General features: G+C 65.4%; 18 protein-coding genes and 1 pseudogene. 6 read left to right on the forward strand and 13 right to left on the reverse strand.

What is annotated here, in order from left to right:
* Nucleotides 1-8: 8 nt before the first annotated feature.
* The 6 genes from BN3270_RS07255 to BN3270_RS07280 all read right to left on the reverse strand — a co-directional run bounded on the left by BN3270_RS07255 (nt 9) and on the right by BN3270_RS07280 (nt 5,161).
* Nucleotides 9-908 (reverse strand): thiamine pyrophosphate-dependent enzyme, encoded by a 900-nt coding sequence (locus BN3270_RS07255; RefSeq protein WP_058986448.1) that lies wholly within the window; start codon nt 906-908, stop codon nt 9-11.
* A complete protein-coding gene (gene porA / locus BN3270_RS07260; protein ID WP_058986449.1) occupies nt 908-2,104 on the reverse strand; it encodes a pyruvate ferredoxin oxidoreductase in 1,197 nt (398 codons plus the stop codon). The genes BN3270_RS07255 and porA overlap by 1 nt, the downstream gene beginning before the upstream one ends.
* Entirely contained in the window at nt 2,101-2,481 is a 381-nt protein-coding gene (locus tag BN3270_RS09705) for a 4Fe-4S binding protein (RefSeq protein ID WP_271711959.1), read from the reverse strand. The genes porA and BN3270_RS09705 overlap by 4 nt, the downstream gene beginning before the upstream one ends.
* Nucleotides 2,478-3,008, reverse strand: a complete 531-nt coding sequence (locus BN3270_RS09710) for a 2-oxoacid:acceptor oxidoreductase family protein (RefSeq protein WP_058986450.1) — start codon at nt 3,006-3,008, stop codon at nt 2,478-2,480. Before BN3270_RS09710 ends, BN3270_RS09705 begins: the two co-directional genes overlap by 4 nt.
* Before the next feature lie 86 nt (nt 3,009-3,094).
* On the reverse strand, nt 3,095-3,748 hold the full coding sequence (locus BN3270_RS07275; protein WP_058986451.1) for a LysR substrate-binding domain-containing protein: 654 nt from the start codon (nt 3,746-3,748) through the stop codon (nt 3,095-3,097).
* Nucleotides 3,749-3,763: 15 nt separating this feature from the next.
* On the reverse strand, nt 3,764-5,161 hold the full coding sequence (locus BN3270_RS07280) for a phenylacetate--CoA ligase family protein (protein WP_082673422.1): 1,398 nt from the start codon (nt 5,159-5,161) through the stop codon (nt 3,764-3,766).
* A 281-nt stretch (nt 5,162-5,442) separates the two neighbouring features.
* Between BN3270_RS07280 and BN3270_RS07285 the strand changes: the two genes are divergently transcribed.
* Nucleotides 5,443-6,372 carry a LysR family transcriptional regulator gene (locus BN3270_RS07285; RefSeq protein WP_058986452.1) on the forward strand — a complete coding sequence of 310 codons (930 nt, stop codon included), beginning with the start codon at nt 5,443-5,445 and terminating at the stop codon, nt 6,370-6,372.
* Here BN3270_RS07285 and BN3270_RS07290 read toward each other — a convergent pair.
* From BN3270_RS07290 to metK, 4 genes are all read right to left on the reverse strand, one after another.
* Nucleotides 6,369-8,894, reverse strand: coding sequence for an EAL domain-containing protein (locus BN3270_RS07290; RefSeq protein WP_058986453.1), 2,526 nt, complete (start codon nt 8,892-8,894; stop codon nt 6,369-6,371). The two genes, BN3270_RS07285 and BN3270_RS07290, sit on opposite strands and share 4 nt — an antisense overlap.
* Nucleotides 8,895-9,014: 120 nt before the next feature.
* A complete protein-coding gene (locus BN3270_RS07295) occupies nt 9,015-10,814 on the reverse strand; it encodes an ABC transporter ATP-binding protein (RefSeq protein ID WP_058986454.1) in 1,800 nt (599 codons plus the stop codon).
* A gap of 219 nt (nt 10,815-11,033) precedes the next feature.
* Nucleotides 11,034-13,361, reverse strand: a complete 2,328-nt coding sequence (gene priA / locus BN3270_RS07300) for a replication restart helicase PriA (RefSeq protein WP_058986455.1) — start codon at nt 13,359-13,361, stop codon at nt 11,034-11,036.
* Nucleotides 13,362-13,494: 133 nt separating this feature from the next.
* Nucleotides 13,495-14,763: a methionine adenosyltransferase gene (gene metK, locus BN3270_RS07305; protein ID WP_058986456.1), complete on the reverse strand. Its 1,269-nt coding sequence runs from the start codon at nt 14,761-14,763 to the stop codon at nt 13,495-13,497.
* Nucleotides 14,764-14,932: 169 nt separating this feature from the next.
* Between metK and BN3270_RS07310 the strand changes: the two genes are divergently transcribed.
* From BN3270_RS07310 to BN3270_RS07325, 4 genes are read left to right on the forward strand one after another with little or no spacing between them, the layout of a single operon-like run.
* The gene (locus BN3270_RS07310; protein WP_058986457.1) at nt 14,933-15,763 is read left to right on the forward strand and encodes a lipoprotein intramolecular transacylase Lit; all 831 of its coding nucleotides are present in this window, start codon (nt 14,933-14,935) and stop codon (nt 15,761-15,763) included.
* Nucleotides 15,760-17,253 (forward strand): glutamate--tRNA ligase, encoded by a 1,494-nt coding sequence (gltX, locus tag BN3270_RS07315; protein WP_058986458.1) that lies wholly within the window; start codon nt 15,760-15,762, stop codon nt 17,251-17,253. Before BN3270_RS07310 ends, gltX begins: the two co-directional genes overlap by 4 nt.
* Complete coding sequence (locus tag BN3270_RS07320) at nt 17,246-18,391, forward strand: indolepyruvate ferredoxin oxidoreductase subunit alpha (RefSeq protein ID WP_082673424.1); 1,146 nt, start codon at nt 17,246-17,248, stop codon at nt 18,389-18,391. Before gltX ends, BN3270_RS07320 begins: the two co-directional genes overlap by 8 nt.
* A gap of 17 nt (nt 18,392-18,408) precedes the next feature.
* The gene (locus BN3270_RS07325; RefSeq protein ID WP_058986459.1) at nt 18,409-18,819 is read left to right on the forward strand and encodes a PaaI family thioesterase; all 411 of its coding nucleotides are present in this window, start codon (nt 18,409-18,411) and stop codon (nt 18,817-18,819) included.
* Between the two features lie 105 nt (nt 18,820-18,924).
* Here the strand turns inward: BN3270_RS07325 and mfd are convergent, their stop codons facing one another.
* The gene (gene mfd, locus BN3270_RS07330; RefSeq protein ID WP_058986460.1) at nt 18,925-22,383 is read right to left on the reverse strand and encodes a transcription-repair coupling factor; all 3,459 of its coding nucleotides are present in this window, start codon (nt 22,381-22,383) and stop codon (nt 18,925-18,927) included.
* Between the two features lie 178 nt (nt 22,384-22,561).
* Here mfd and nth point away from each other — a divergent pair, with 178 nt between their 5' ends.
* Nucleotides 22,562-23,260: an endonuclease III gene (gene nth, locus BN3270_RS07335; protein ID WP_058986461.1), complete on the forward strand. Its 699-nt coding sequence runs from the start codon at nt 22,562-22,564 to the stop codon at nt 23,258-23,260.
* Between the two features lie 68 nt (nt 23,261-23,328).
* On the opposite strand, the pseudogene BN3270_RS09715 reads toward nth, so the two are convergent.
* Both BN3270_RS09715 and BN3270_RS07345 read right to left on the reverse strand, forming a co-directional pair.
* Nucleotides 23,329-23,769: pseudogene (locus BN3270_RS09715) on the reverse strand (hydrogenase maturation protease); the annotation flags it as partial.
* Nucleotides 23,770-23,779: 10 nt separating this feature from the next.
* Nucleotides 23,780-24,217 (reverse strand): hypothetical protein, encoded by a 438-nt coding sequence (locus BN3270_RS07345; protein WP_058986463.1) that lies wholly within the window; start codon nt 24,215-24,217, stop codon nt 23,780-23,782.
* Nucleotides 24,218-24,240 lie beyond the last annotated feature (23 nt).

Consider the following 24,240-nt stretch of genomic DNA (forward strand, 5'->3'; position numbering starts at 1 on the left):
GATCCTCCTTATGAGAGACTCTCGAGCTTGGCGAGCCTCCTCCAGGTTTCATCGCGACCTGCCTCGACCCGCTCGATTTCGCCGTCGGTGAGCGCGCGGAAGCGCCCCTGCCCCCGCAGGTAGTGCGCCACGCTCGAGAATTCCTTCGGCTTCTTGTTGATGCGGAACCGGCCGTCCTCGTATTCGGCCAGGTACCATAAGCCGCAGTCTACCACCTCGCGGGCCACCGAGATAGTCGCGTCCTCGGCGCAGCCCCACCCCGTTGGGCAGGGAGCGATCACGTGGATGAAGCGAGTCCCGTGGATATGCTTGGCATGGTCGACCTTGCGGATGAAGTCGTTCACGTAGCCGATGCTCGCCGTGGCCGCATAGGGGATGCCGTGTGCGGCGACGATTTCGAAGAGGCGCTTCTTTTCGGTGAGGCAGCCATGAGCGTGGGCGCCGGCCGGCGTCGTCGTCGTGCGGGCGCCGAAGGGCGTCAGCGAACTCTTCTGGATGCCCGTGTTCATGTAGGCTTCGTTGTCGTAGCAGATATAGAGGACGTCGTCGTTGCGGTCGATCGTACCCGAAAGGGCCTGCAGGCCGATATCGGCCGTACCGCCGTCGCCGGCAAAACCCACCACGATCGCGTCTTCGGGGGCATCGCCGCGGGCGCGCAAGCCCGCCTTGATGCCGGAGATGACGCTCGCGGTGGCCGCAAAGGGCGTGATCATCGCATTGTTGGCGAAGCTCATCTGGGGGAAGTTGAAGCCCACGGCGCTCATGCAGCCGGCCGGCAGGGCACACACGGTATTGGGGCCGAGCACCTTCAGGGCATGGCGCACCACGAGCGAGGCGCCGCAGCCCGCGCAGGCCTTATGGCCGAAGAAGTACTCGTCGTCGGGGAGGGTCTTGGCGTTCAGGGCCATTATCGGTCGCCTCCTTGGTCGCTGATGTTGAGGAAGGTGACGTCGGGTACCTGGGCGGCATCGCCCGCCGCCACCTCGTGCAGGGCGTCGAAGATCTGCAGAACCTGGTCTTCGGTAATGTCGTCGCCGCCCAGGCCGCCGATGAAGTTGCGGGTGGGCACCGCGCAACCGGCCCGATGGAGGGCCGAATTCACGTTGGTGAAGACCGTGCCTTCGGCGCCGAAGCTCACGTCCTTTTCGAGCACCGCCACGGCGCGGGCGCCGCCCACGGCCGCCACGATTTCGGGCCCCGGCAGGGGGCGCAGGTAGCGAATGCGCAGCACGCCCACCTTGCGGCCCTCCGCGCGCAGGCGGGCCGCCACGTCGCGCACCTCGCCGGCGATCGAGCCCAGAGTGACGACGATCTCGTCGGCATCGTCGCAGTGCCAGGCGTCGACGACGCCCGGGTAGGAGCGGCCGATCGTGCGGGCGAATTCGGCTTCGACCTCGTCGACCACACGTGCCGCGGCCAGCATGTCGAGATGCTCGCGCTGCTTGTAGTAGCGGCTGTAGGCGGGGCCCGCCGTGTAACCGATGTTGACGGGATGCTCGAAGTCGAAGCGGTTGGAAGTCTCGTAGGGCGGCAGGAAGGCGTCGGCCTCTTCAGGGCTCGGCACGCTCACCGTTTCATACGTATGGGTGAGGGCGAACCCGTCGAGGCAGACCATCACCGGGGTGCGCACGCGGTCGTCTTCGCCCAGGCGGAAGGCCATCAAGGCCAAATCGAGCGCCTCCTGGGCGCTTTCGGCGTAGACCTGGATCCAACCGTGGTCGAGAAGCGAGAGCGAGTCGCGCTGGTCGCCGTAGATGTTCCAGGGCAGGCAGGTCGACCGGTTGGCGTTCATCATAACGATAGGAAAGCGGCCGCCGGCGGCATAGGTCAGGCACTCGGCCATATAGAGCAGACCCTGGCTCGACGTGGCCGTGAAGGCGCGGGCGCCGGCCGCCGCCGCCCCGATGGCCGCCGACAGGGCCGAATGCTCGCTTTCGACATGGAGGTATTCGGCGTCGAGGTCGCCCCGCTCGACCATCTCGCTCAGGCGCTCGACCACCACGGTCTGCGGCGTGATCGGGTAGGCGCTGATCACCTGGGGGCGGGCCAGCCGCACGCCTTCGGCAAAGGCCTCGTCGCCCGAAAGGAACTTCTTCTCGCTCATGCGTGCTCCCCTTCCGTCGCCGCCGCGCGGGCGGCATCTTCCCTTTTGGCCGCGGCTTCGTCGACCATGGCGATGCTGTCGAAGGCGCACACCGTTTTACAGATGCCGCAGCCCTTGCAGAAGTCGGTGTCGACGAAAACGGCCACGCCCGGGGCGTGGGTCTTGCGAATGGCCCCATCGGGACAATAGAGGTAGCACTGCAGGCAGCCCGTGCAGGAATCCGCGTCGATCACCGGGCGCTTCAAGCGCCAGCCCGCATTGGTTTCGGCCAGCCAGCCGGCCGCGAAGCAAGTGTCGTCGGCATAATCGCCGGGCTCCAGGGTTTCAGCGTGCACACGCGGGATGCGCAGCACCGTGCCTTTGGAATAATCGCTCACAGCAGATCTCCTTCCGTTGCGGCGAGCACCGTGTCGATCACGGCGATGTTCTTTTCCTGCAGGCGCTCGGGCATGTTCGACCGCACGGCTGCCACCAGGCTCTCGCGGGTCAAACCCGGAACCAGGGGCACCAGGGCCGCGAGCAGGGCCGTGTTGGGAATGGCCCGGCCCAGCACCGCTTGTGAGATGCCGTTGGCGTCGATTGAGCAGACGCGGTCTTCGTCGAAGGCGTGCGCCGCGTTCACGAGCGCCACACCGCCCGGGGCAAGCTCGCGGGCGAACCCCGCATCGAAAAGGGTTTCGTCCAGGTAGACCACCACGTTGCCGCGTTTCGATGCGCTGCGGTCCCCCACCGGGGCGTCCGAAAGCTTGGTGAAGGCCCGCATGGGGGCGCCGCGCCGCTCGGGCCCGAAGGACGGGAAGGCCAGGGCGTAGCGGCCGTCTTCGGCGCACCAGGCCGCGCCGAGCAGACGGGCCGCCGTAAACGCGCCCTGGCCGCCGCGGCCGTGCCAGATAACCTCGATCATGTTCACTCCTCCTGCCATACACCAAGGCACCCGCCTCGACACAAGACGGGTGCCCACTGCTCGTTTCCTGCTCTAAATGCTAACTCCTAGAGCTGCACGTAGCGCGAAAGATTCTTGGTGAGGCTCTTCACGAAGACTTCGGCAAGGCCTTCCAAGTGCTCGTCCTTGCGGGCGATGTAGCCCAGCTTCAGGGTCACGTCGGTCTGCAGGGGAACGGTCTGCAGGGACGAGCCGTCGGTGATGCCCACCAGGATGCCGCTCGTCACCGTGTAGCCGTTGAGAGCGCTGATGAGCTCGGTGAGGCTGGCGCGGTCGGTCGTGGCCACGCGGCGGTCGCGCGGCACCGACGACAGGGCCTCTTCGTAGAAGTCAGCAGAATCGCCGGCCTCCTGTTCGAAGTAGACGTACGGGTAGTCGGACAGATCCTCGATCGACAGGCTGCTCGCGTTGCTCAGCGGATGGCTTGCCGGCAGGGCCACGTAGGGCTTCGAGGAAATGATCGGGTTGAATTCCAGCCCGGCTTCATCGAGGGCCTTTTCGATCGTCGCGGCATTCTGGGTCGTTTCGAAGATGACGCCCAGATTGCTGCGGCCGCTGTAGACGTCTTCGATCACGCTGCGGGTCGTGCCGTTGCGGAAGGCGTAGGCGTATTCGGTGCCGCCGCCAGCGAAGATCGTGTGGGCGAAGGCCTGAACGCTGAACAGATAGTGCTGGCCGGATACTGCGAATTTCGTTGCCATTGAAGGTACCTCTTCCTAGTTCTGCTTCACGCCGTCGGCTTTTTCGAACTTCTTTTCGACCGCCTTGGCCGCGTCGGTCGACGTGCGCTCGTCGATGAAGCGCTTGGCCTTGTGCTCGGCGGACACGCCCATCTGGTCGGTATCGTAGACGATGACCTTGGCCGGACGCACGCCGCAGTGGGCCTTCAGGGCGCCTTCCACGCGCTTGGCGATTTCGTCGAAGGGTTCGTCGGAACCGAAGACGCGCTCGACCGACACCTCGTACTTGGTCGTGTAGTTCTCGTCGTAGACGCGGATGCGGTACTCGCCGTCGAGGCCCTTGTCGTTGCGCACCACGTACTCGATGTCGCTCGGGAAGACGTTTACGGCGGACACGATGAACATCTCGTCCTTGCGGCCCAACACGTGGATGCGGGCCATGGTGCGGCCGCAGGCGCAGGGGGTCTTGTCAACCCAGCCGATGTCGCCGGTGCGGAAGCGGATCATGGGGCGGGCGTGCTTCAGAAGCGTCGTGTAGACGAGCTCGCCCTTCTCGCCGTCGGGCAGGACCGCGCCGGTGACCGGGTCGACCGTCTCGACGAGGATCTGGTCCTCGATGAGGTGGAGGCCGTCCTTCTCATCGCACATGCCGGCGCAGGCGCCGTAGATGTCGGACAGGCCGAAGAAGTCGTAGACGCTCGCGCCCCAGATTTCCTCGATGGCCTTGCGGGTCGTGTCGATCGAACCGCCGGGCTCGCCCGAGATGATGATGTGCTGCAGGTTGGGGAAGTCCTTGATGGGGTCGTAGCCCTGTTCGATGGCCTTCTGGCCCAAAAGCCAGGCGTAGGAGGGGCTCGACCACATGAAGGTGGGCTGGTAGTGCTTCATAGCCCACAGCAAACGGCTCGAGGGCACGGCGCCGACCCAGATGCCCAGAGCGCCCAGGTTCTGCGCGCCGATGACGCAGGGACCGCCCACGTAAAGGGCGAAATTCATGCCGTGAAGGTAGCGGTCGTTGGGGCGCATGCCCACCTGCCAGAAGAGGCGGGATTCGGCGTCCATGAAGTCGTCGAAGTCCTTCTGGGTGAAGGGGCTCATCGTGGGAACGCCCGTGGAGCCCGACGAGGTGGCCATGTAGACGACGTCGTCTTCGGGCACGCCGCAGAGCTCGCCGAAGAAGGAGCCCACGCCCTGGGTGGAACGTTCGGTCTGCTTGTTGATGAAGGGGAACTTTTCCAGGTCCTTAAGGGTGTCGACGTGCGGTTCGAGGCCAAGCTCGTCCCAGGTGCGCTTGTAGTAGGGGGCGTTTTCGTAGGCGAACTTGAGCTCTTCGTTCAGGCGCTCGAGCTGCAGCTTTTCGAGCTCTTCGCGCGGCATCGTCTCGATTTCGGGATCGTAGTACTTCTGGTCGTAGGGAAGGTTCTTTTTCGCCATGTAGGATGCTCCTCAAAACGGTTGGCGCCGGCGGGCACAAGGCGGGGCGCGGTTTCCATGGGGACGATTAAACAACTGGCCCTCGGGGGCTACAAGGGCAAACGTCATTCAGACTTTCGAAGCTCCGTTATCAACTTTGTCGATAACGGCCATAAATCCCCAGCTCAACAGCCGTTTCTCCCCGCCTTTCGTGCACGTGCCGGCTCTTCCGCACGTTGCGGGACCGGGCGGCGCTATGGTACTACTCAATGCGACATCCACGTTCGCGCAGAAAGCCGCCTATGACTCTCCAACAACTTCGCTACCTTATCGCTATCGCCGAATACGGTTCGATCAACGCCGCCGCCCACAACCTCTACGCCTCGCAATCGAACCTTTCGACGGCCATCAAAGATTTGGAACACGAGTTCGCCATCTCGATCTTCCGCCGGTCCAACCGGGGCGTGACCCTCACCAACGAGGGCGCTGAGCTCTTGGCCTACGCCCGTCAGGTGGTCGAGCAGGCCGACATGCTGGAATCCCGCTACGCCCACACCCGCGAAGCCCATGCCCGCCTGGCCGTGTCGACCCAGCACTACGCCTTCAGCGTCCAGGCCTTCATCGCCACGGCTGAAGCCTGCGCCAACGACCAGTACGACTTCATCCTGCGCGAAACGGCCACGAGCCAGATCATCCAGGACGTGAAGACCTTCCGCAGCGATTTGGGCATCCTCTTCCTGGACGACTTCAACTCGCGCGTGATGTGGAAGGCCTTCGACGAGGCGGGGCTCATGTTCTACCCCCTCTTCGAAGCCAACGCCCACGTCTTCATCGGCGCCAACCACCCGCTCGCGGGCAAGGACGTCATCACCCTCGACGACCTGGAGCCCTACCCCCGCTATTCGTTCGAGCAGGGCGTGGAAAACTCCTTCTACTTCGCCGAAGAGCCCTTCGGCCACCTGTCCCACAAAAAGAACTTCCGCATTTCCGACCGCGGCACCTTGACCAACCTGCTCGCCGACTTCAACGGCTACACGATCTCCACCGGCATCCTGTCCAACGAGATGTATGCGGGCATCGTGAGCAAGCCGCTCGCGGTGAAGGAGACCATGCGCGTGGGCTATGCGATGAACAAGGACCGCCGCCCGAGCGACCTGTTGGCCACCTACATCGAGAACCTCAAGAAGATCGCGCGCGAAAGCGATCAGGTAGAGTCGTATTTGGGCGACTAGCCTTTAGTGCCGTCTTCCAGGAGTTTGACGGCGTCGTCTGCGGGAACCGGCCGCGAGAACAGGTAACCCTGCAAGAGCTGGCAGCCCACCGAGTCGAGGAAGGCGGCCTGGCTTGCCTGCTCGACCCCTTCGGCAAGCGACACGGCCCCCACGCGGTCGGCCAGCCGCACCACTTCCTCAAGCACGACCGAGGTCTTCTCGTTTTCGTCCCGCAAGAAGGACAGATCGATCTTGATCACGTCGAACGAGAAGCGGTGGAGGGCGGCAAGCGAGCTGTAGCCGCTGCCGAAATCGTCCATGCAGACCAGGTAGCCGTCGGCGTGGAAGCGGTCTATATGCGCCCGCATCTGGTCGATGTCCGAAAGCAAGGCCGTTTCGGTGATTTCGATTCTCACGAGGTCATGGGGTATGTCGTAGCGCGCCAAGAGGGCGTCGATGTCGGCGTGCAGGGACGCATGGAGGAAGTCCGACTGCGACAGGTTCACCGCAACGGGCAAAACGACCCGCCCCGCCGACCGCCGCTGCGCGAGCAGGGCGCAGGCACGGTCGATCATATACATATCGAGCCGGTAGATCAGATGGGCGTCTTCGAGCACGGGTATGAATTCGGAAGGCGGCAGGAAGCCGTAGGTCGGGTCGTCCCAGCGAGCGAGCGCTTCGAATCCCGTGGGCGCGCCGGTGTCCGCCGACACGACCGGCTGCAGATAGAGCTTGACCCACCCGCGCTTGAGGGCCTCGTTCAGATGGGCGCTCAGGTAGTTGGCGCGCACCAGGCGCTCCTCCATCTCGGGCTGGAAACGACAGAAGTACTCGTCGAGGGTGGAACCGATAGCATCGACGGCCATTTTCGCCCGGTCGATGCCCCGATCGACCTGCGAGGGGTCGTCGCCCACCGCACAGGCCCCCGCCTGCACGAAGGCGCTGAACCCGCCCCTGTCGAGCATGCGGCAGTGGATGCAGTCAACCGCCTGCTCGGTGCGGTCGCGCGCCACGAGCGCGTAGAAGTGGTCGGAGAAGTAGCGGGCGACCCGGTCGGTCTGGGCTGCCTCAGAAATCACGGAGCCGAGCTCGCGCAAGAGGGCGTTGCCTTTGACGAAACCGTTGCGCTGGTTGTACACGGAGAAATGACGGATGTTGAAGCACACCAGATCCCAGCGAGCGGCTTCCGGCCCGCTCTTGGCCACGCGCGCGAGCTCGTCCTGCAGAGCGCCGATGCTCGCAAGCCCCGTGATAGGATCGTCGCGTCGCAGCACGCGCAAGCGGTCCCAGTAGTCCTTCGCCGTGGGGTCGCCGCCTTCCCCCACCTGGTCCACCAGGTCGGACCCCACGATGAGGAAGGCGCGTCGGCCGCCCCATGCCGACACGAGCTGGGCGGTCATGCGCACGCGCACCTGATCGGTTTCGGCGTTGTAGGTTGCCATGGCCCCCACCTCGCGCAGGGAGCCAAGCTTGGCCAGCAGCACGCTGCGGAGGAGCGAATGGGGATTGTTCATCTCGGCGTCGAGGTCGGCGAAGGTCGACCGACCAAACGCGCGCTCCTCATGGCGCACGTAGTCGTTTTCGTAGAGCGTGGTGAAGACGCCGTCTTCCAGGGAGATGAGGAAGACGGGCGTTTTGCGCTCGACAAGGCCGGTTTCTGCCATGGGGCCCCGCACTTCGCCCTGTTGGAGGTCGATCGCGGCATCGATGGGACCGAAGAATCGGCGGTCGTCGTCGGTGACGCAGGAAAAAGCGCCCGCACGCAGGCGGCGGGCGAGCTCGCCGGCCGAAAGAGGCTCGCAGAGGGCATTGCCCTGCACGAAGCCGTAGCCGCTCGTCTTCAGAAAGTCCACCGTATCGGGGTCTTGGGCCCCCACCGCACAGAGGTTGATTCCGGCGCTTTTGGCAGCCGAAAGCAGGCCGGCGTAGAGGCCGCGCGCACGCTCGGTCGCGCAGGCGTCGCGCGCCCACACCTTGGCCCACGACACCCGGCTGCTGCGTAAGGGCCCAAACGACGTACACGGCGCGCCCAAGTGGTCGAGGCACAGGGCAAAGCCCTGGTCGGCAAGGCGGGCAAGCTGATCGTCATCGTTGGTAAGCAGCCCGGACCCAACCTGCGCGTGGGCCTCGACCTCGAAAGCGAGCGCGCTCGCGTCGCATAAATGGGAGTCGAGCACCGCACGCATCCGCTGGGCGATGTCGGGCTGCAAAAGCGTTTCGGGAAAGAGGTTGACGGACAAGGGAACGTCGGCGAGGCCTGCGTCGCGCAGAAGCCCGACCTCTGCGCAGGCTCGGTCGACGACGGCCGCATCGAAGGGGTAGGCGAGGCCGGCCTGGCTGACGCGCGGCAGAAAATCCTTGGGCGCAAGCAAGCCGTTCGACCCCTGCCAGCGGGCAAGGACTTCGAGGGCCACGACCGAGCCGCCCAGGCTTCCGAACACCGGCTGGTAGCGCAGCACGAGGGACCCGGGTCCGAGCGCCCCCTGCAGCGCACGCTGCACGAGCTCTGGCGAATCGTCATGTTCGAGCGAAGGATGGATCATGGTCTTCCCCTAACGATGCCTTCTGCCCCACGGTGGTTGCGGCGCTCCCCTGGCCAGGGGTGCAATCGTCAAGTATGCCACAAGCCGGTCATGCTGCGCGAGACGTTCGCCGGAATGCGCCTATTCCGCGTCGAGGAAGCCGCCCGTCTGGCGATCCCACAAATCGGCGTACTCCCCGCCCGCAGCCAGGAGCTCTTCATGCGTGCCGTCTTCGACGATCGCCCCATGGGCAAGCACGACGATGCGGTCCAAACTGGCCACGGTCGACAGGCGATGGGCGATCACGATCGAGGTGCGCCCGCGCATGAGGTTTTCCAGAGCCTGCTGGATGAGCTGCTCGCTTTCGCTGTCGAGGGCGCTCGTAGCCTCGTCGAGCACGAGGATGGGGGCGTCGGCCAGAATGGCGCGGGCGATCGCGATGCGCTGGCGCTGCCCGCCCGAAAGCTTGACGCCCCGCTCGCCCGTGACCGTTTGGAAGCCTTCGGGGAAGGCCTCGATGAATTCGGTCGCGTTGGCTTGGTCGGCCGCGCGACGAATCTCATCCATCGTGGCTCCGGGCTTGCCGTAGGCGATGTTCTCGGCGATCGTGCGATGGAAGAGCAGGGGCTCCTGGGGCACGTAGGCGATCTGGCGACGCAGGCTCACCTGAGCCACGCTCGAGATGCCCTGCCCGTCGATGGCGATCTCGCCCTTCTGGATGTCGGTGAGGCGCAGGAGGAGCTTGGTGAGCGTCGTCTTGCCCGAACCCGACTTCCCCACCAGGCCCACGCGCTGGCCGGCCGGGATATGCAGGTCGAAATGGTCGAAGACGGGCGTTGCGGCCTCGCCGTCGGTATAGAAGAATTCCAGGTCGCGGAAATCGATCGCCCCGTGGCGCACCACCAGATCGGGCGCGTCGGGGGCGTCCTGCACGAGCACCGGCTCGTCGAGGATGACCGTCATGTCATGGGAGTCGCCCAGGGCGCGATTGACGTTTTGCAGGACCGAGTTCACGCGGTTGAACTGCATCGTGAGCGAATAGGTGTAGGTGAACATCATGACCACCGTGCCGGCGGAAATGCCGAACCAGGCGTTGCCGCCCGCGATAAATACGATGAGCACGATCATGATGACCAAAATGAGGGCCGCCGCCACCGACCCGCGCAGGACGCTCGCCCGCATGCGCAGGGAATCGGCCGCCACCACCTGGCGGTTAGCCGCGTCGAAGAGGGAATGCTCGTAGGACTCGCGCCCGTAGGTCTTCACGGCCAGGATGTTGGTGATCGCGTCGGAAAGCTCGCCCGAAAGGCTGTTCTGGGCTCCGGCGGCCTTGGTGTTCATGGGCAGCAGGCGCTTGAAGAGGGTGTAGACCACCGCAAGGTAGACGACGAGCAGGGCCGAAAGGATAGCCACGTAGAGCGGAACGAGCGGTGCGAGCAGGCAGATGGTGAAGACGGCCGCCGACGCGATGGGCAGAATCGCGTAGATGAGCTGCTCGAGCAAGGACGAATAGGCGTTCACGAACTTGGAGGTCTGGCTTACGAGCGAGCCGCCGAACCGGTTGGTGTGGAAGGTCATAGACTGGTTGCTCAGGCGGTCGAAAACGTTGGTATCGAGCTCGTAGTTCACCGCGATCTCGAGCTTCCAGACGCTGTAGTCCTGCAGCTTGCTGCACACCTGGCCCACGGCGTTCACGGCGATCATGAGGGCGATATAAGGGCCGAAGACCGCAAAGACCTGGTCGGGCCCTACCCCGCCGGCACCTACCAGGTCGACGATGCGGCCCACGATGAGCGGGTTGGCGTAAGAGAGCAAGAAGACGAACCCCAGCGTCGAGACGATCGACAAGGCGAAGATGCCCTTATGGTGCATGGTCGCCCGCCAATAGTAGGCAAGCGACCGCCGCGTGACCGAAGCGCGGTCCCCCGCACGTGAAGCCATAGAAACCCCCTGAATTCAAATGTATGGAATGCTATCAGTTTACTCTTGTATCGCTGGTGGGAGGACGTCCGTCCACAGAGACCGCGCTTGTCTTTGAGCCGTAACCCAAGGAAGCAGCGCAAGGGCGCGCAGAGGGCGGCCGCGCGAGCAAGAAGGGGGCGAGCCCGCACTCAAGGCGCAAGCGGCGGGCGCCCGACGAAGCGCCGAGCGCCGCACCCGCTAGAGCAGGCTTTGAGGATCGACGTCGACGGCGACGTTGACGTACGGGTTGGTCTTGCGGGAGCGGAAGACGGTCGCGAGCACGCCGCCGATATCGGCCTCGAGCGGTGCCTTGATCGTGATGTGGTAGCGGAAGTACCCCCGCAGGCGCGAAAGCACGCAGGGAACGGGCGGCAGCATGAGCCAACCTTGGCTGCCGGCTTCGGCCAAACGGGCGCGCAGGGCGGCATAGACGCTGCGGGCCTCTTCCTGCACCTGGTCTTCCCGCTTGCCCCACACGAGCACGTCGGCCAGACGCACGTAGGGCGGATAGCCCAGGGCCTTGCGCTTTTCCAATTCGTTGGCCAAGAAGGCTTCGCGGTCGTAGCGGGCGGCAGCGCGGATAGGCACGGCATCGGCGGAATAGGTCTGCACGATCACGCGGCCCGGCAAGTCGGCGCGGCCCGCGCGGCCGGCCACCTGCTCAATCAAATCGAAGGTGCGCTCGCCGCTGCGGAAGTCGGGCAGGCGCAGCTGGGTGTCGGCGTTGATCACGCCCACCAGGGTGACGTCATCGAAGTCGAGGCCTTTGGCGATCATCTGCGTGCCCAGAAGGACGGCGGTCTCCGCCGACCCGAACTTCTCGAGCAGGGCTTCGTGGGCGCCCTTGCGAGACGTCGTGTCGGCATCCATCCGCACGACTTCGGCCGCCACGTCCCCGAATTCGGCGATGAGGCCCACGAGCTCGGCTTCGACCCGCTGGGTGCCCGCGCCGAACTTCTTCAGATAGGGGCTGCCGCATTCGGGGCAGACGGGCGGCGTGTGCCTGCGGTAGCCGCAGTGGTGGCAGACGAGCCAATTGCCCTGCTCGTGGTAGGTAAGCGAGGTCGAGCAGTTGGGGCAGGTGGGCACGAAGCCGCAGGCACGGCAGAGCACGAAGGAGGCAAAACCCCGCTGGTTGAGCATGAGAACGGCCTTGTGGCGGGCGCGCAGGATTTCGTGCAGGGCCTCGCTTAAGGTGCGCGAGAACATGCGGCGGCTGCCGTTTGAGAACTCGCGAGCCATGTCGACTACCGTGATCTGGGGCATGGGCTTGCCGTTGGCGCGTTGGGGCAGGCGCACGAGGGTGCAGGAGGGGTCGTGGCGGGCCCGATAGAGGGTTTCGATCGAAGGTGTGGCCGACCCGAGCACGAGGGCCGCACCCCGGCGGGCCACCATCCAGGCGGCCACGTCGCGGGCCACGTAGCGGGGTGCCTGGTCCTGCTTGTAGCTCCCCTCGTGTTCCTCGTCGATCACCACCAGGCCCAGGTCGCGGACCGGTGCGAAGAGGGCGCTGCGGGCGCCTACCACGACGCGGGCCGTCCCGCTGCGGATGAGGTCCCACTGGTCGAAGCGCTCGCCGGCGCTCATACGCGAATGCAGGACGGCGACCATGTCGCCGAAACGGCCGCGGAAGCGGGCCACCGTCTGGGGCGTAAGGGAGATTTCGGGCACGAGAACGATGGCCGAGCGGCCCTCGCGCACGCAGGTTTCGATCGCGCGCAGGTAGACTTCGGTCTTGCCCGAGCCGGTGACGCCGTCGACGACGACGCAGCCGCCCGCATGGGCCCGATAGGCGGCGTCGATCGCCGCAACCGCCTCTTGCTGGCCGCAGGTGAGTTGAGGGCGGGCTGCCGGGGCAAGCGTGGTTGCCGCGTATTCGGCACCTTGGGGCGTCCCCCGCAGGCTGCGTCGCTCGAAGATTTCGATGGCCCCATGCTTGACAAGGGAGTTCAGCGTCGACGACACGGCCCCGTATTCGGCGGTGAGGTCGGACACGCGCAATTCGCCGGCGGCAAGGGCCTGCAAAATCGCAATCTGCTTCACGGCAGATTTGCGCGGCGTGAAGCTGGCGGCCCCCGACGCCAGACGGACCCAGCGCACGTCGACTTCCTTGGTGGCGGGCTCTTCCAAACGCCAGCCGTTCCTGCCCCTCACCATGCGCGGTACACCGCCCGGCGGGGTGAAGAGGCGCACGCAACTCGAGAGGGGCGCCAGGTAGCGTTCGGCAAGGAAGGCGGCGCAGGCGGCGCCGTCGGCGTCGAAGAAGGACTTGCTGACCACCCGCTCGACCGGCTTCATCTTCGAAGGGATACCCGACAAGGTAAGCTGGTCGCCCGCGAACAGGCGGGCCTCGCGTTCGTCGGGCTCGCGCACCTCCATCACGAAACCCACGGCCCGCCGCCCGCCGAAGGGCACGACGACGGCGCACCCCACGGCGAGGTCGTCCATGCCTTCGGGCACGGCGTAGGTGTAGGCCTCGTCGAGGGCCTGGGTGGGTATGTCCAAAACGATGCGCGCGATGTTCATAGAAGCCAGTGTAGCCGAAGAGTGCGCCACAACCGGTGGACAGACCTCAAAGAGCGCTTTCGCCACAGGGTGCGAAAGCGCCCCGACGGATACGCATCCGTCGGGGCGCTCGTTCAAGCGTAGGGGAGAAGGCTTACGCCAGGCCGCAGGCGGCGCGCAGGGCGTCAACCTTGTCGCGCTTCTCCCAGGTGAATTCGGGCAGCTCGCGGCCGAAATGACCGTAGGCGGCCGTCTTGCGGAAAATGGGGCGGCGCAGGTCGAGTTCGTCGATGATAGCAGCCGGACGCAGGTCGAAGACCTCGTCGACGGCCTTTTCGATCGTGGATTCGGGGACCGTGTTGGTGCCGAAGGTGTTCACGTAGATGGAAAGCGGGCGCGCCACGCCGATGGCGTAGGCCAGCTCGATTTCGCACTTGTCGGCCAGGCCGGCAGCCACGATGTTCTTGGCCACCCAGCGTGCGGCGTAGGCAGCGGAACGGTCGACCTTGGTGGCGTCCTTGCCGCTGAAGGCGCCGCCGCCGTGACGACCCATGCCGCCGTAGGTGTCGACGATGATCTTGCGGCCGGTGAGGCCCGTATCGCCCATGGGGCCGCCCACGACGAAGCGGCCGGTGGGGTTCACGTAGACCTCGGCCCCCTCCCATGCGACGCCTTCGGCTTCGAAGACGGGCGCGATCACGTGCTTGACCAGGTCGGCCTTGATGCGGCTCGCGTCGACTTCTTCGGAATGCTGGGTGGAAACAAGGACCTTTTCCACGCCGACAGGCTTGTCGTCGACGTAGCGCACGGTCACCTGGGTCTTGCCGTCGGGGCGCAGGTAGGGCAGCGTGCCGTCCTTGCGCACCTGGGTGAGGCGCTCGGCCAGGCGGTGGGCCAGGTAGATGGGCATGGGCATGAGGGTCGACGTCTCGTTGCAGGCGTAGCCGAACATGACGCCCTGGTCGCCGGCGCCGATCGTGTCGTAGACGTCGCCTTCGGCGGCCTCGCCGTTCTGCACTTCGTAGGATTCGTCGACGCCCTGGGCGATATCGGGCGACTGGGAATGGATGTAGTTGGCCACGGCGCAGGTGCGGGCGTTGAAGCCCATGTCGTCGTCGACGTAGCCGATGCTTTCGACCACGCCGCGCACGATGCTGTCGATGTCGACGTAGGCCTGGGTGCGGACCTCGCCCATCACCGTGATGATGCCGGTGGTGGTGAAGGTCTCGATGGCGGTGCGCAGGTTGCGCAGGTCGGCCGCATGCCCGCGCGGGGAGACGTAGCCCTGGGCGGCCAGCTCGCCCTCGCGCTCGATCATGGCGTCGAGGATCGCGTCGGAGACCTGGTCGCAGATCTTGTCCGGATGGCCTTCGGTAACCGATTCACTCGTGAACAGGTACGAAGAATGCTCTTCAGCCGTCATTCATTGCTCCTTTATCAGGGATGGCAGCAAGGCAGAAGCTGCCTTGAGTTTTCCGCACAATGATACACTTTCGACGGAAAAAGCCAACCTGGCCGTAAGCAATCCTCGGGCATTTGCCTGTTTTTCGTACCCACCCCTTGCCCCTTCGTCCCCGAAGAAAGAAGCCGCCATGAAGCGCCTCCTCGCCTGTCTCTGCAGCCTTGCGCTCGCCGTGACCTGCCTGGCCGCGGGCTTCGCCGCCTGCGCCGCCCCGGCAACCACCCGTGCCCTCACGACTGCCTACGGCGATTTCGCCACGACCCCCTACGGTCACGACCAGCTCGTCGACCTGGCCGTTCTCACCCGCGACTACACGGTCGACCACATCCCGCGCGCGACGCTCGAGGAAGCGATCGTCGACGCGGCCCGCGCCTCAGCCTTCGACGAGAGTCTGGGCAAAAGCCCCCAGTGGAAGCGGGTGGCCGCCGCCACGCGCCTTTCCGACGAGACCCAACCCGCAGACCAGGTGGCCGCCGCCCTGGGGGCCTGGCCCGCCTTCGGGCTCGATGACGAGGTCTATTCCCACTTGGACGACTGCTACGCGCTCATCAGCGGGGCCCTTCCCTGGCTATGGCTGGCAGCCGCAATCGCCGCCGCCAGCCTTGTCATCCTCGTGCGCGCGGGGCACGTGCGCACCGCCGGATCAGCCCTTATCGCGGGACCGGCCGCCCTGCTCGCCTTCATGGCCGTCTGCGGCATCGCCGCCGCCATCGACTTCGAAGGCTTCTTCGCCCTCTTCCACGGCGTGCTCTTTCCCCAGGGCAACTGGACCTTCCCCGCTGACAGCCTGCTCATCTGCATGCTGCCCGAGGGTTTTTGGATGGGCATGGGCGCCCTTTGGTTGGCGGTCACCCTTGCGGCTTGTATAGTATCGGTGGTTATAGGACGCCTGCTCATGAAGCGCGGCGCGACCGCGCCCGTGCGCGAGCGCCTCTCATCCAAGCAAGAAGGAACGAAATGACTGCACCCCAACAAGACGTACGCGTACGATTCGCCCCCTCGCCCACCGGCAAGCTGCACATCGGCGGCGCCCGCACGGCGATCGACAACTGGGCCTTCGCCCGCGCCAACGGCGGCAAATTCATCCTGCGCATCGAAGACACCGACCCCACGCGCTCGACCGAGGAAAACACCCAGATCATCCTGCGCGCCCTGCGCTGGCTGGGCCTCGACTGGGACGAGGGTCCCGAAGTAGGCGGGCCCTACGGTCCCTACAAGCAAACCGACCGCATGGACACCTACGCCGCCGCCCTTGAAAAGCTCAAATCCGAAGGCAAGGTCTACCCCTGCTTCTGCACCAAGGAAGAGCTCGACGCCAAGCGCGCCGCGGCCGAATCCAACGGCGGCTCCTACACCGGCTACGACCGCACCTGCCGTTCGATCGACCCGGCCGAAGCCCAGCGCCGCATCGACGCCGGCGAGCTCCATGTGTGGCGCCTAAAGGTGCCCGAAGACCACGCCGCAATCGAATTCGACGACGCGGTCTACGGCCACATGTCCTTCCCCGCCGACGTCATGGACGACATGATCTTGGTGCGTTCGGACGGCACGCCCACCTACAACTTCGCCGTGGTCTGCGACGACACCAACATGCGCATCACCCATGTGATCCGCGGCGACGACCACCTGTCCAACACCCCGCGCCAGATCCTGATCTACGAGGCTCTGGGCTATCCGGTGCCCACCTTCGCCCACCTGTCGATGATTCTGGGAGCAGACGGCAAGAAGCTTTCCAAGCGCCACGGAGCCACGTCGGTCGAAGAGTACCGAGACCAGGGCATCCTGCCCGACGCCCTGGTGAACTTCCTCGCCCTTCTGGGTTGGTCGCTCGACGGCGAGACCACGATCATCCCGCGCGACGTCCTCTGCCGCGAGTTCAGCTTGGACCGCATCACCCGCAAAGACGCCGTCTTCGACGAGAAGAAGCTCGATTGGATGAACGGCCACTACATCCAGGCCATGGGCGCGCCCGCCTGGGTCGAAGCCGCCACGCCCTGGCTCATCGAAGCCGGCGCCACGGCCGAAGACATCGCCGCCCGCCCCGACTGGTACGCACGCGTCTACCCGCTCGTGGCCGAGCGCTTGGCGCGCTTGAACGAAATCCCCGCCAAGCTGGCCTACCTCTTCTGGGGCCCCCGCGTGGAACTCGACGAGAAGAGCGTGAAGAAGGTCCTGAAAAAGGAAGGCTCCCGCGCCGACGAGGTCCTGCGCGCCGCCCGCGCCATCATCGCCGACGAGTCGATCGAATGGGCCTGCGACCCCCTGCAGGACACCGTGCACACCCTCTGCGACACCTTCGAGCTCAAGCCCAAGTTCGTCTTCCAGCCCATCCGCGTAGCCGTGTGCGGCAACATGGTGTCGCCGCCCCTTTTCGAGAGCATCGAGCTCATGGACCGCGCCGACGTCGTCGCCCGTATCGACCAAACCTTGAAGGACGTCTTCGGTGACTAGCGACCAGGAACAGAGCACGCGCAAAGCTGCAGAGCCCGCACCCAAACAGCGGGTGGTCGTCGAGGCCGCCTACTGCACGCGCGCGGCCGGATCGGGTTGCGCGCGGTGTGCCCACATCTGCCCGCACGGAGCCATCAACCTGCCCGAAGGCAGCCAGGCTCCCATGATCGACCACGCCGCCTGCAACGGCTGCGGTGTGTGCTTCGGCATCTGCGACGCCTTCGCGTCGACCCACCTCACGATGGCCGACCTGCATGCCCGCATCCGCCGTATAGCGACATCGGGACGACGGGCCTACCTCACCTGCCGCGAGAACGTCTTCCCCGGCCTTGCCGTCGACAGCAACGTGATCGTCCTCCCCTGCATCTCGATGGTGCCGCCCGAGCTGTGGACGCTCATGCTGGCTGAAAACATCCGCCTTTCGGTCGCCTGCGACTTCAAGTACTGCGAAGACTGCGATCGCGCGGGCGCCATCGGGGCGGCCCTCTTCCCGCGCGCCATCGAGCTGGCCCAAGAGCGTACGGGCGGCGAGGTGAAGTTTTCCTACCGCATCCCCGAAAAGAAAACGCTCGTCGACAAGTACGCGCGCGACAACGCGACCACCGACCGCCGCGCCGCCTTCGAGGACCTCTTCACCGACGTGACCGAAATCGCATCGGGCAAGCGCCGCCTGCGCAATTCCGAAGTGCTAGCCGACTACTACCAGAAGAAGGAGCGGATGAGGGCCATCTCCAAGCTCAACCTGGCAAGCGAGAACCCCCTGCCCCAGATTTCCCCCGAAGGCTTCGTGAGCACCTGCCTGTTCCCACGCCAGAAGTGGCTGCTGGAAGCCGTGGGCCGCAAGCCCGAAATCGCGTCGGCCGTGCCCATCGCCCTTTCGACGACCGATCCCGACCTCTGCTGCGGGGCACACGCCTGCATTGACGCCTGTCCCACCGGCGCGCGCCAGATCGACCATGGCGACGGGAAGGTCGCGTTCGACCCCACCCTCTGCGTAGGCTGTGGCATCTGCGTCGACGCCTGCCCCCAGGGGGCTGTTTCGGTCGAGGAAACCACCGCCGAAGCCTACCTGCCCACCCTTACCGCGCAGGGTGACGCCGGTACGCTCAAAGAGGGCCGCCAGCACCGACGCGCCTAAGGGAAGGACCACTCACCATGGCAGATCAAAGCTATCTGGAACGCGTGCGCGACTTCTTCGGCCGCGACACGTTCGCGATGGAAACCACCGGGATCGCGATCGAAGATGCCGCCCCCGGCGAAGCAACCGTGACGCTCGATTGGACCCAACGCCACTCCAACGCCAAGGGAGGCGTGATGGGCGGCGTCCTGTTCACGATGGCCGACCTGGCCGCCTCGATCGCCGACTGGAAGGAAGGCGAGGTCAATATGACCGTCGACGCCTCGATGCAGTACCTGCACGGGGCCCGCGACGCCCACCTGCGCGCGGTGGCGCGCGCCCAGCGCCGCGGACGCAGCATCGGTTTCTACCGGGTCGATATCACCGATTGGACGGGCGCGCTCGTGGCCCAGGGATCCTTCACCTATATGCACAAGCCCCTGGCCTAGCCGCACACCGCCCACCACAGGAACAAAAACGAGCGCCGCCGCCCCACCGGGGCCGCGGCGCTCGTTCATGTCGATCGCAGGTTGGCACGGTATGCGCCCCTGCGGCTAGCCCTTCAAATCACGCAAAAGCGCGTAGACCGCTTCGAGCAGGGAGTCGTCTTCGCCCAGGTCGAAGAACTTCAGGGGCACCTGGAGCTTGCGCGTCTGCTTCACGTAGCGGGCCTTGGCGCGGCGCAGGCGGGCGGCCACATCGCCTGTGGGCGCGGCCACCGGCTCGATGTTGAGCTTGCCAGCCACCACGCTCACCGTATGCACGTGCATCGCATGGGCCAGGGCGCGCACGCGGGCGCGCTCGAAGAAGTTGGCCGCCGCGGCCGGCATGCCCGGATGGGCGGCTTCGACTTCGCTTGCGAGCGCGTCGACGTCTTCCACCTCTTCGGCGAAGGCCACCTTGCGGTAGATAAGGACGCGCTCGTCGGCATCGGGGATGTACTCTTCGGGCAGGTAGGTGCTCGCCGGCACGTTGACCGTGATGTCGGACAGGGCGTCAGGCAGGAAATCGTTGCCTTCGGCCGTGCCCTCACGCGTGGCCGTCACCGCTTCCTGCAGCATCTGCGCGAACAGGTCGAAGCCCACCTGGCTCAGGTTGCCGCTCTGCTCGGCGCCCAGCATGCTGCCGGCCCCGCGAATCTCGAGGTCGCGCATGGCCACGCGCATGCCGCTGCCCAGATCCTGGTACTCGTTGATCGCCTCAAGGCGGCTTGTGGCCTCTTCGGTGAGGGGGACGTTTTCAGGGAACATAAAGTAGGCGTAGGCCTGGCGGTTCGACCGACCCACGCGGCCCTTCAGCTGGTACATCTGAGCCAGGCCGAGCCGATGGGCGTCCTCGATGATGAGCGTGTTGCTGTGGGGGTTGTCGATGCCGCTTTCGATGATCGTCGTGGCCACGAGCACGTCGACCGTGCCCGCCGCGAATTCCTCCATCACGCCTTCGAGCTCTTCTTTCGACATCTTTCCGTGGGCGATGCCGATGCGGGCTTCGGGCGCCGCCTCCTGCACGCGTTGCACGGCGTCGTCGATGTCGTGCACGCGGTTGCTCACATAGTAAACCTGGCCGTGACGGGCGAGCTCATGGCGAATCGCGTCGCTTACCACGTCGGGGTCCCACTCCCCCACGTGCACCTCCACCGGCAGGCGGTCGTCGGGCGGCGTGAGGATCAGGCTCATGTCGCGCACGCCCGAAAGCGACATCTGCATGGTGCGCGGGATGGGCGTGGCCGAAAGCGTGAGCACGTCGATCGATTCGCGCAGGTTCTTCATCTGTTCCTTGGCCTGCACGCCGAAGCGCTGTTCCTCGTCGATGATCACTAGGCCCAAATCGTGGGAGTTCACGTCGCGCGAAAGCAGGCGGTGAGTGCCCACGAGCACCTGCACGGTACCGTCGGCGAAACCGGCGAGCGCGTGCTTCTGCTGGGCGGGCGTGCGGAAGCGGCTGAGGACCTCGACCTCGACACCGTAGGGGTCGAACCGGTCCTTGAAATTAGCGTAATGCTGCTGGGCCAGAATGGTCGTAGGGCACAGAACCATGACCTGCTTTTTGTCCTGGGTGGCTTTGAAGGCCGCGCGCAGAGCGACTTCGGTCTTGCCGAAGCCCACGTCGCCGCAGATCAGGCGGTCCATAGGCCGGCTCGACTGCATGTCGGCCTTGACGTCGGCGATGGCAGCCAGCTGGTCGGGCGTTTCCTGGTAGGGGAAATCCTCTTCCATCTGCCGCATCCAGGGGGTATCGGGCGAATAGCGGAAGCCCTTGCTTGCCGCCCGGCGCGTGTAGACGTCGACCAGGTCGAAGGCCAGCTTCTTGCTCGCCTTGCGGGCCTTGTTCATCGCGCGCGACCAGTCGCTCGTGTTCAAACGCGTCAAGCGGGGGCTCGACCCTTCGGGACCCACGTAGCGGGTCACGCGGTCGAGCTGCTCGACGGGCACGAAGAGCTTGTCGTCATCGGCGTATTGCAGCAAGAGGTAGTCGCGCACCACCCCGTTGATCTCCTGCTGCACAAGCTCCTTGAAATAGGCGATGCCGTGGGAGGCGTGCACCACGTAATCGCCGGGTTTGAAGGGGAAGGTGACCTGGGTGATGTCGACGTGCTTGTGGCGGCGCAGAGCGCCCGCCCCCTGGGTGTCGGCGATGCTCACCAGGGCGAGTTTGGCTTTGGGGATAATAAGCCCCAAAGGAATGTCGACGTCGACGACGTTGACGATGCCGCGGTGCAGCTTCTTGGGGTCGTCGCCCCGCACGTCGAGCACCTCTTCGATCGGCAGGCCGTGCTCGACGAAAGCCAGCTTCATGTCCTCGCGGGCCCGATTGTTGGCCGCGCTGAAGACCACCGTGTAATTGGCCTGGGCCAGACTGGTGAGCTTGCCGAAGAGCTTGTCGCCGTTGCCGGCCACGTCGGTGCGCTTGACGGGGATTTCGGCATCGACGGCGGCGCCCACGCGCATGATCGACTGGTAGACGCAACGTTGGTTCTTCCCGAAATCGAGCTGGGCGGCCGGGCAGTAGAGCCCGTCGATGGTAATGCTCGACCCGCTCGCGCGGCCGGCGATATCGTCGTAGGCGTGGAGGGCGTCGTCGATGAGCGATCGCGGCTCAATCATGACGGTGAGACATTCGGGCCCCAGGTAGGCACCGAGGGTAACCGTGCGATCGAAGAGGAGGGGCAGGACGGCGTCGGTCTGCGTGTCAAAGACGCCGCCTTCCAACTTGTCCAAGATCTCGCGCATGACGGCATTGCTCTGGGCGGGCTTGTAGAGGGCCTTCTTTGCACGAGCGAGCCCCTTGGCGCTCGAGGCGAATTCCCGCACCGGGTAGATCGTCACCGCATCGAGGTTGGCGATCGTCTGCCCCGTCGACGGCACGATGCGGCGGATTTCGTCGACCTCGTCGCCGAAGCAGTCGATGCGCACCGGGTAGGACAGGTTGCCCGGATAGACGTCGACCGCCCCGCCCCGCACGCAGAAGGTGCCCGGCCCCTCGAGCTCGCCGGTGTTCTCGTAGCCCGCGTTCTGCAAGGCCCGCGCGATGCTGTCGAAATCGGTCAGGTCGGCCCGGGCGGAATCGCCCACCTCGCGGCCGGCCGCGAAATCGAGCGGCAGATAGGCCTTGGCGTCCGCGGGCGGCAGCATGCGCACAAGCGACCGGGCGCTGGCCACGACCACGCACTCCCGCCCGCTCGCAAGCGCATGCAGGGCTTCCATGCGGCAGGCCGCCGCGTGGGCGTCGGGCGCCGCGGCCGTAAAGGGGTAATCGGTGCGCTCGAAGAAACGGAGCACCTTGTCGTCGCCGATATAGGCGCCCACGTTGCGGGCGAAATCGTTGGCAGCCTCCTCCCCGGCGACCACCACTAACGTGGGCTGGGGGGTGCGGGCAAAGCGGGCGGCCGTGAAGAAGGGACGCGCCGAGGAAGCCAGGCCCATCGTGGCGTCGGCGCCCGCGTCGAGCTTGGCCCAGAAGGCCTTCACATCCTCGCAACGGTCCAGCGGATAGACCAAGGCGTCAATGAGCATGGGGCTCCCCTTTCGGTACACGCACGAAAAGCCGCCTTGGAACGGCGGCGCACAGCTTGTTTTGCGGTAGGATTGTAGCACGCAGGCCCGCCACATCACCGCGGGTGCCCCCGGCCGTAGAGCACGCCCAACCGCGCGCCTGCCGGCTCGGTTTATTCGTCCACGCGAAGGAGGGCCCATGCCCCGCGAGAAGATGGCAGATAAAAAGGAACGCGCCCAGGCCATCGAGGCCCGCATGCGGGAACGCTACGGCGAAGGGGAATGCTCGCTCGACTATATGACGCCCTTCCAACTGGTCTGCGCCGTCATGCTGTCGGCACAGACCACCGACGCCTCGGTCAACCGCGTCACGCCCGAACTCTTCGCCCGCTTTGGCACCCCGCGCGAAATGGCCTCCGCCCCGCTCGAAGAGGTCGAACGCATCATCCATTCCCTGGGCTTCTACCATTCGAAGGCGCGCCACCTCATCGAGCTGTCGCAGGTTCTTCTCGCCGAATTCGACGGGGTCGTCCCCCAAGACGTCGACGAGATGCAGAAGCTGCCCGGCGTGGGACGCAAGACCGCCAACGTGGTCATGTGCGAGGCCTTCAAGAAGGCGCAGGGCATCGCTGTGGACACCCACGTCTACCGGATCGCCCACCGGCTCAAGTTCGCCGGGCCTTCGGCTGACACGCCGGCGAAAACCGAAGCCTGCCTGCTCAAGGTCTATCCGCAAAGCGACTGGCTCTACATCAACCACCAGTGGGTCCACTTCGGCCGCGACTTCTGCCGAGCGCGCAACCCGCTGTGCGCCGACTGCTTCATCAAGGACCTCTGCCCTTCGTTCGGCAAGGTCAAGCCGTCGATGCCCTGCTCGCCGATCGGCACGTGCGCGTAGCCGGGCGTCACGACCTGGCCGGTGCGCCTGCTCACGATGCGCGCCCCGTGGCCCACGAGTTCGGCGAGCACGCAGTCGACCAGGTAGGGCAAGCGCTCGTTGACCTTCGGCGTGAGGCCGATCGTGAGCTCGGCGGGCGAGATGTTGTCCACCTGCATGCCCAAGCAGATGCCTTCCGCCTTGTAGCCCAGCAGAGCAGCGCTCTCGAAAAGGTCGGACAGGCGCAGATCGTGCAGGGATTGGCTGCCGAACGACCGGCCAGCCATATCTTCGGGCGCGTAGCGGAACACCGTACCCACTTCCTCGCCCGACCCATCGACCGCATCGACCGACACGATAAAGTCGTAGGCGCGCACGCAGTCAAGCAGGTCGAGGCTCATGCAGCCCACATCGAACAGGTCGACGTCCTCGTCGAAGTCGTAACCGCGCGACAGCTCGTCGTAGACGGCGCATCCCAGCCCATCATCGAGTTCGAGTTTGTTTCCCACGCAGAAGACGGCGATTTTCACAGCTTACCCCCTACCCGACCGTCGGTCTGACGGCCACGTTGTAATACGTGGCGAGCGCCAGCAGAGCCGCTCCCACAAGGGCCGATGCGACGGCCCAACGGCGTTCGATTTCAAGATAGCGTTCCTTGGTAACATGTTTTCTTTCGAGCGCGCGATGCAGGCCGAACGGCTGCGAGAGCCGCGCGTAGACCACTGTGAAACCCGCGAGCAGAAGGCCGCAGACCACCGCGAGGACGAGGGAGAGCGTGCTGGGCTGGGCATAGGCCCCGTAGAACAGGTTATCGGCGAGCAGCCACAGGGGGTACCAGAGAATCGTCCACCACTGGCCGTGGGCCGGGCCCCAGATGGGCGGGAGAAGCAGGGCGCCTACGTTCAGAAAAGGCACCCCTTCGAGCAAGGCCGCTTCGCGAGCGACTTCGTCATCGGTAAGGCCTTGGTGTTGGCTCATATGCTCATACCTTTCGCGCAAAC

It is taken from the genome of Hugonella massiliensis (assembly GCA_001486445.1).
In the GTDB taxonomy this organism is placed as follows: Bacteria; Actinomycetota; Coriobacteriia; order Coriobacteriales; family Eggerthellaceae; genus Hugonella; species Hugonella massiliensis.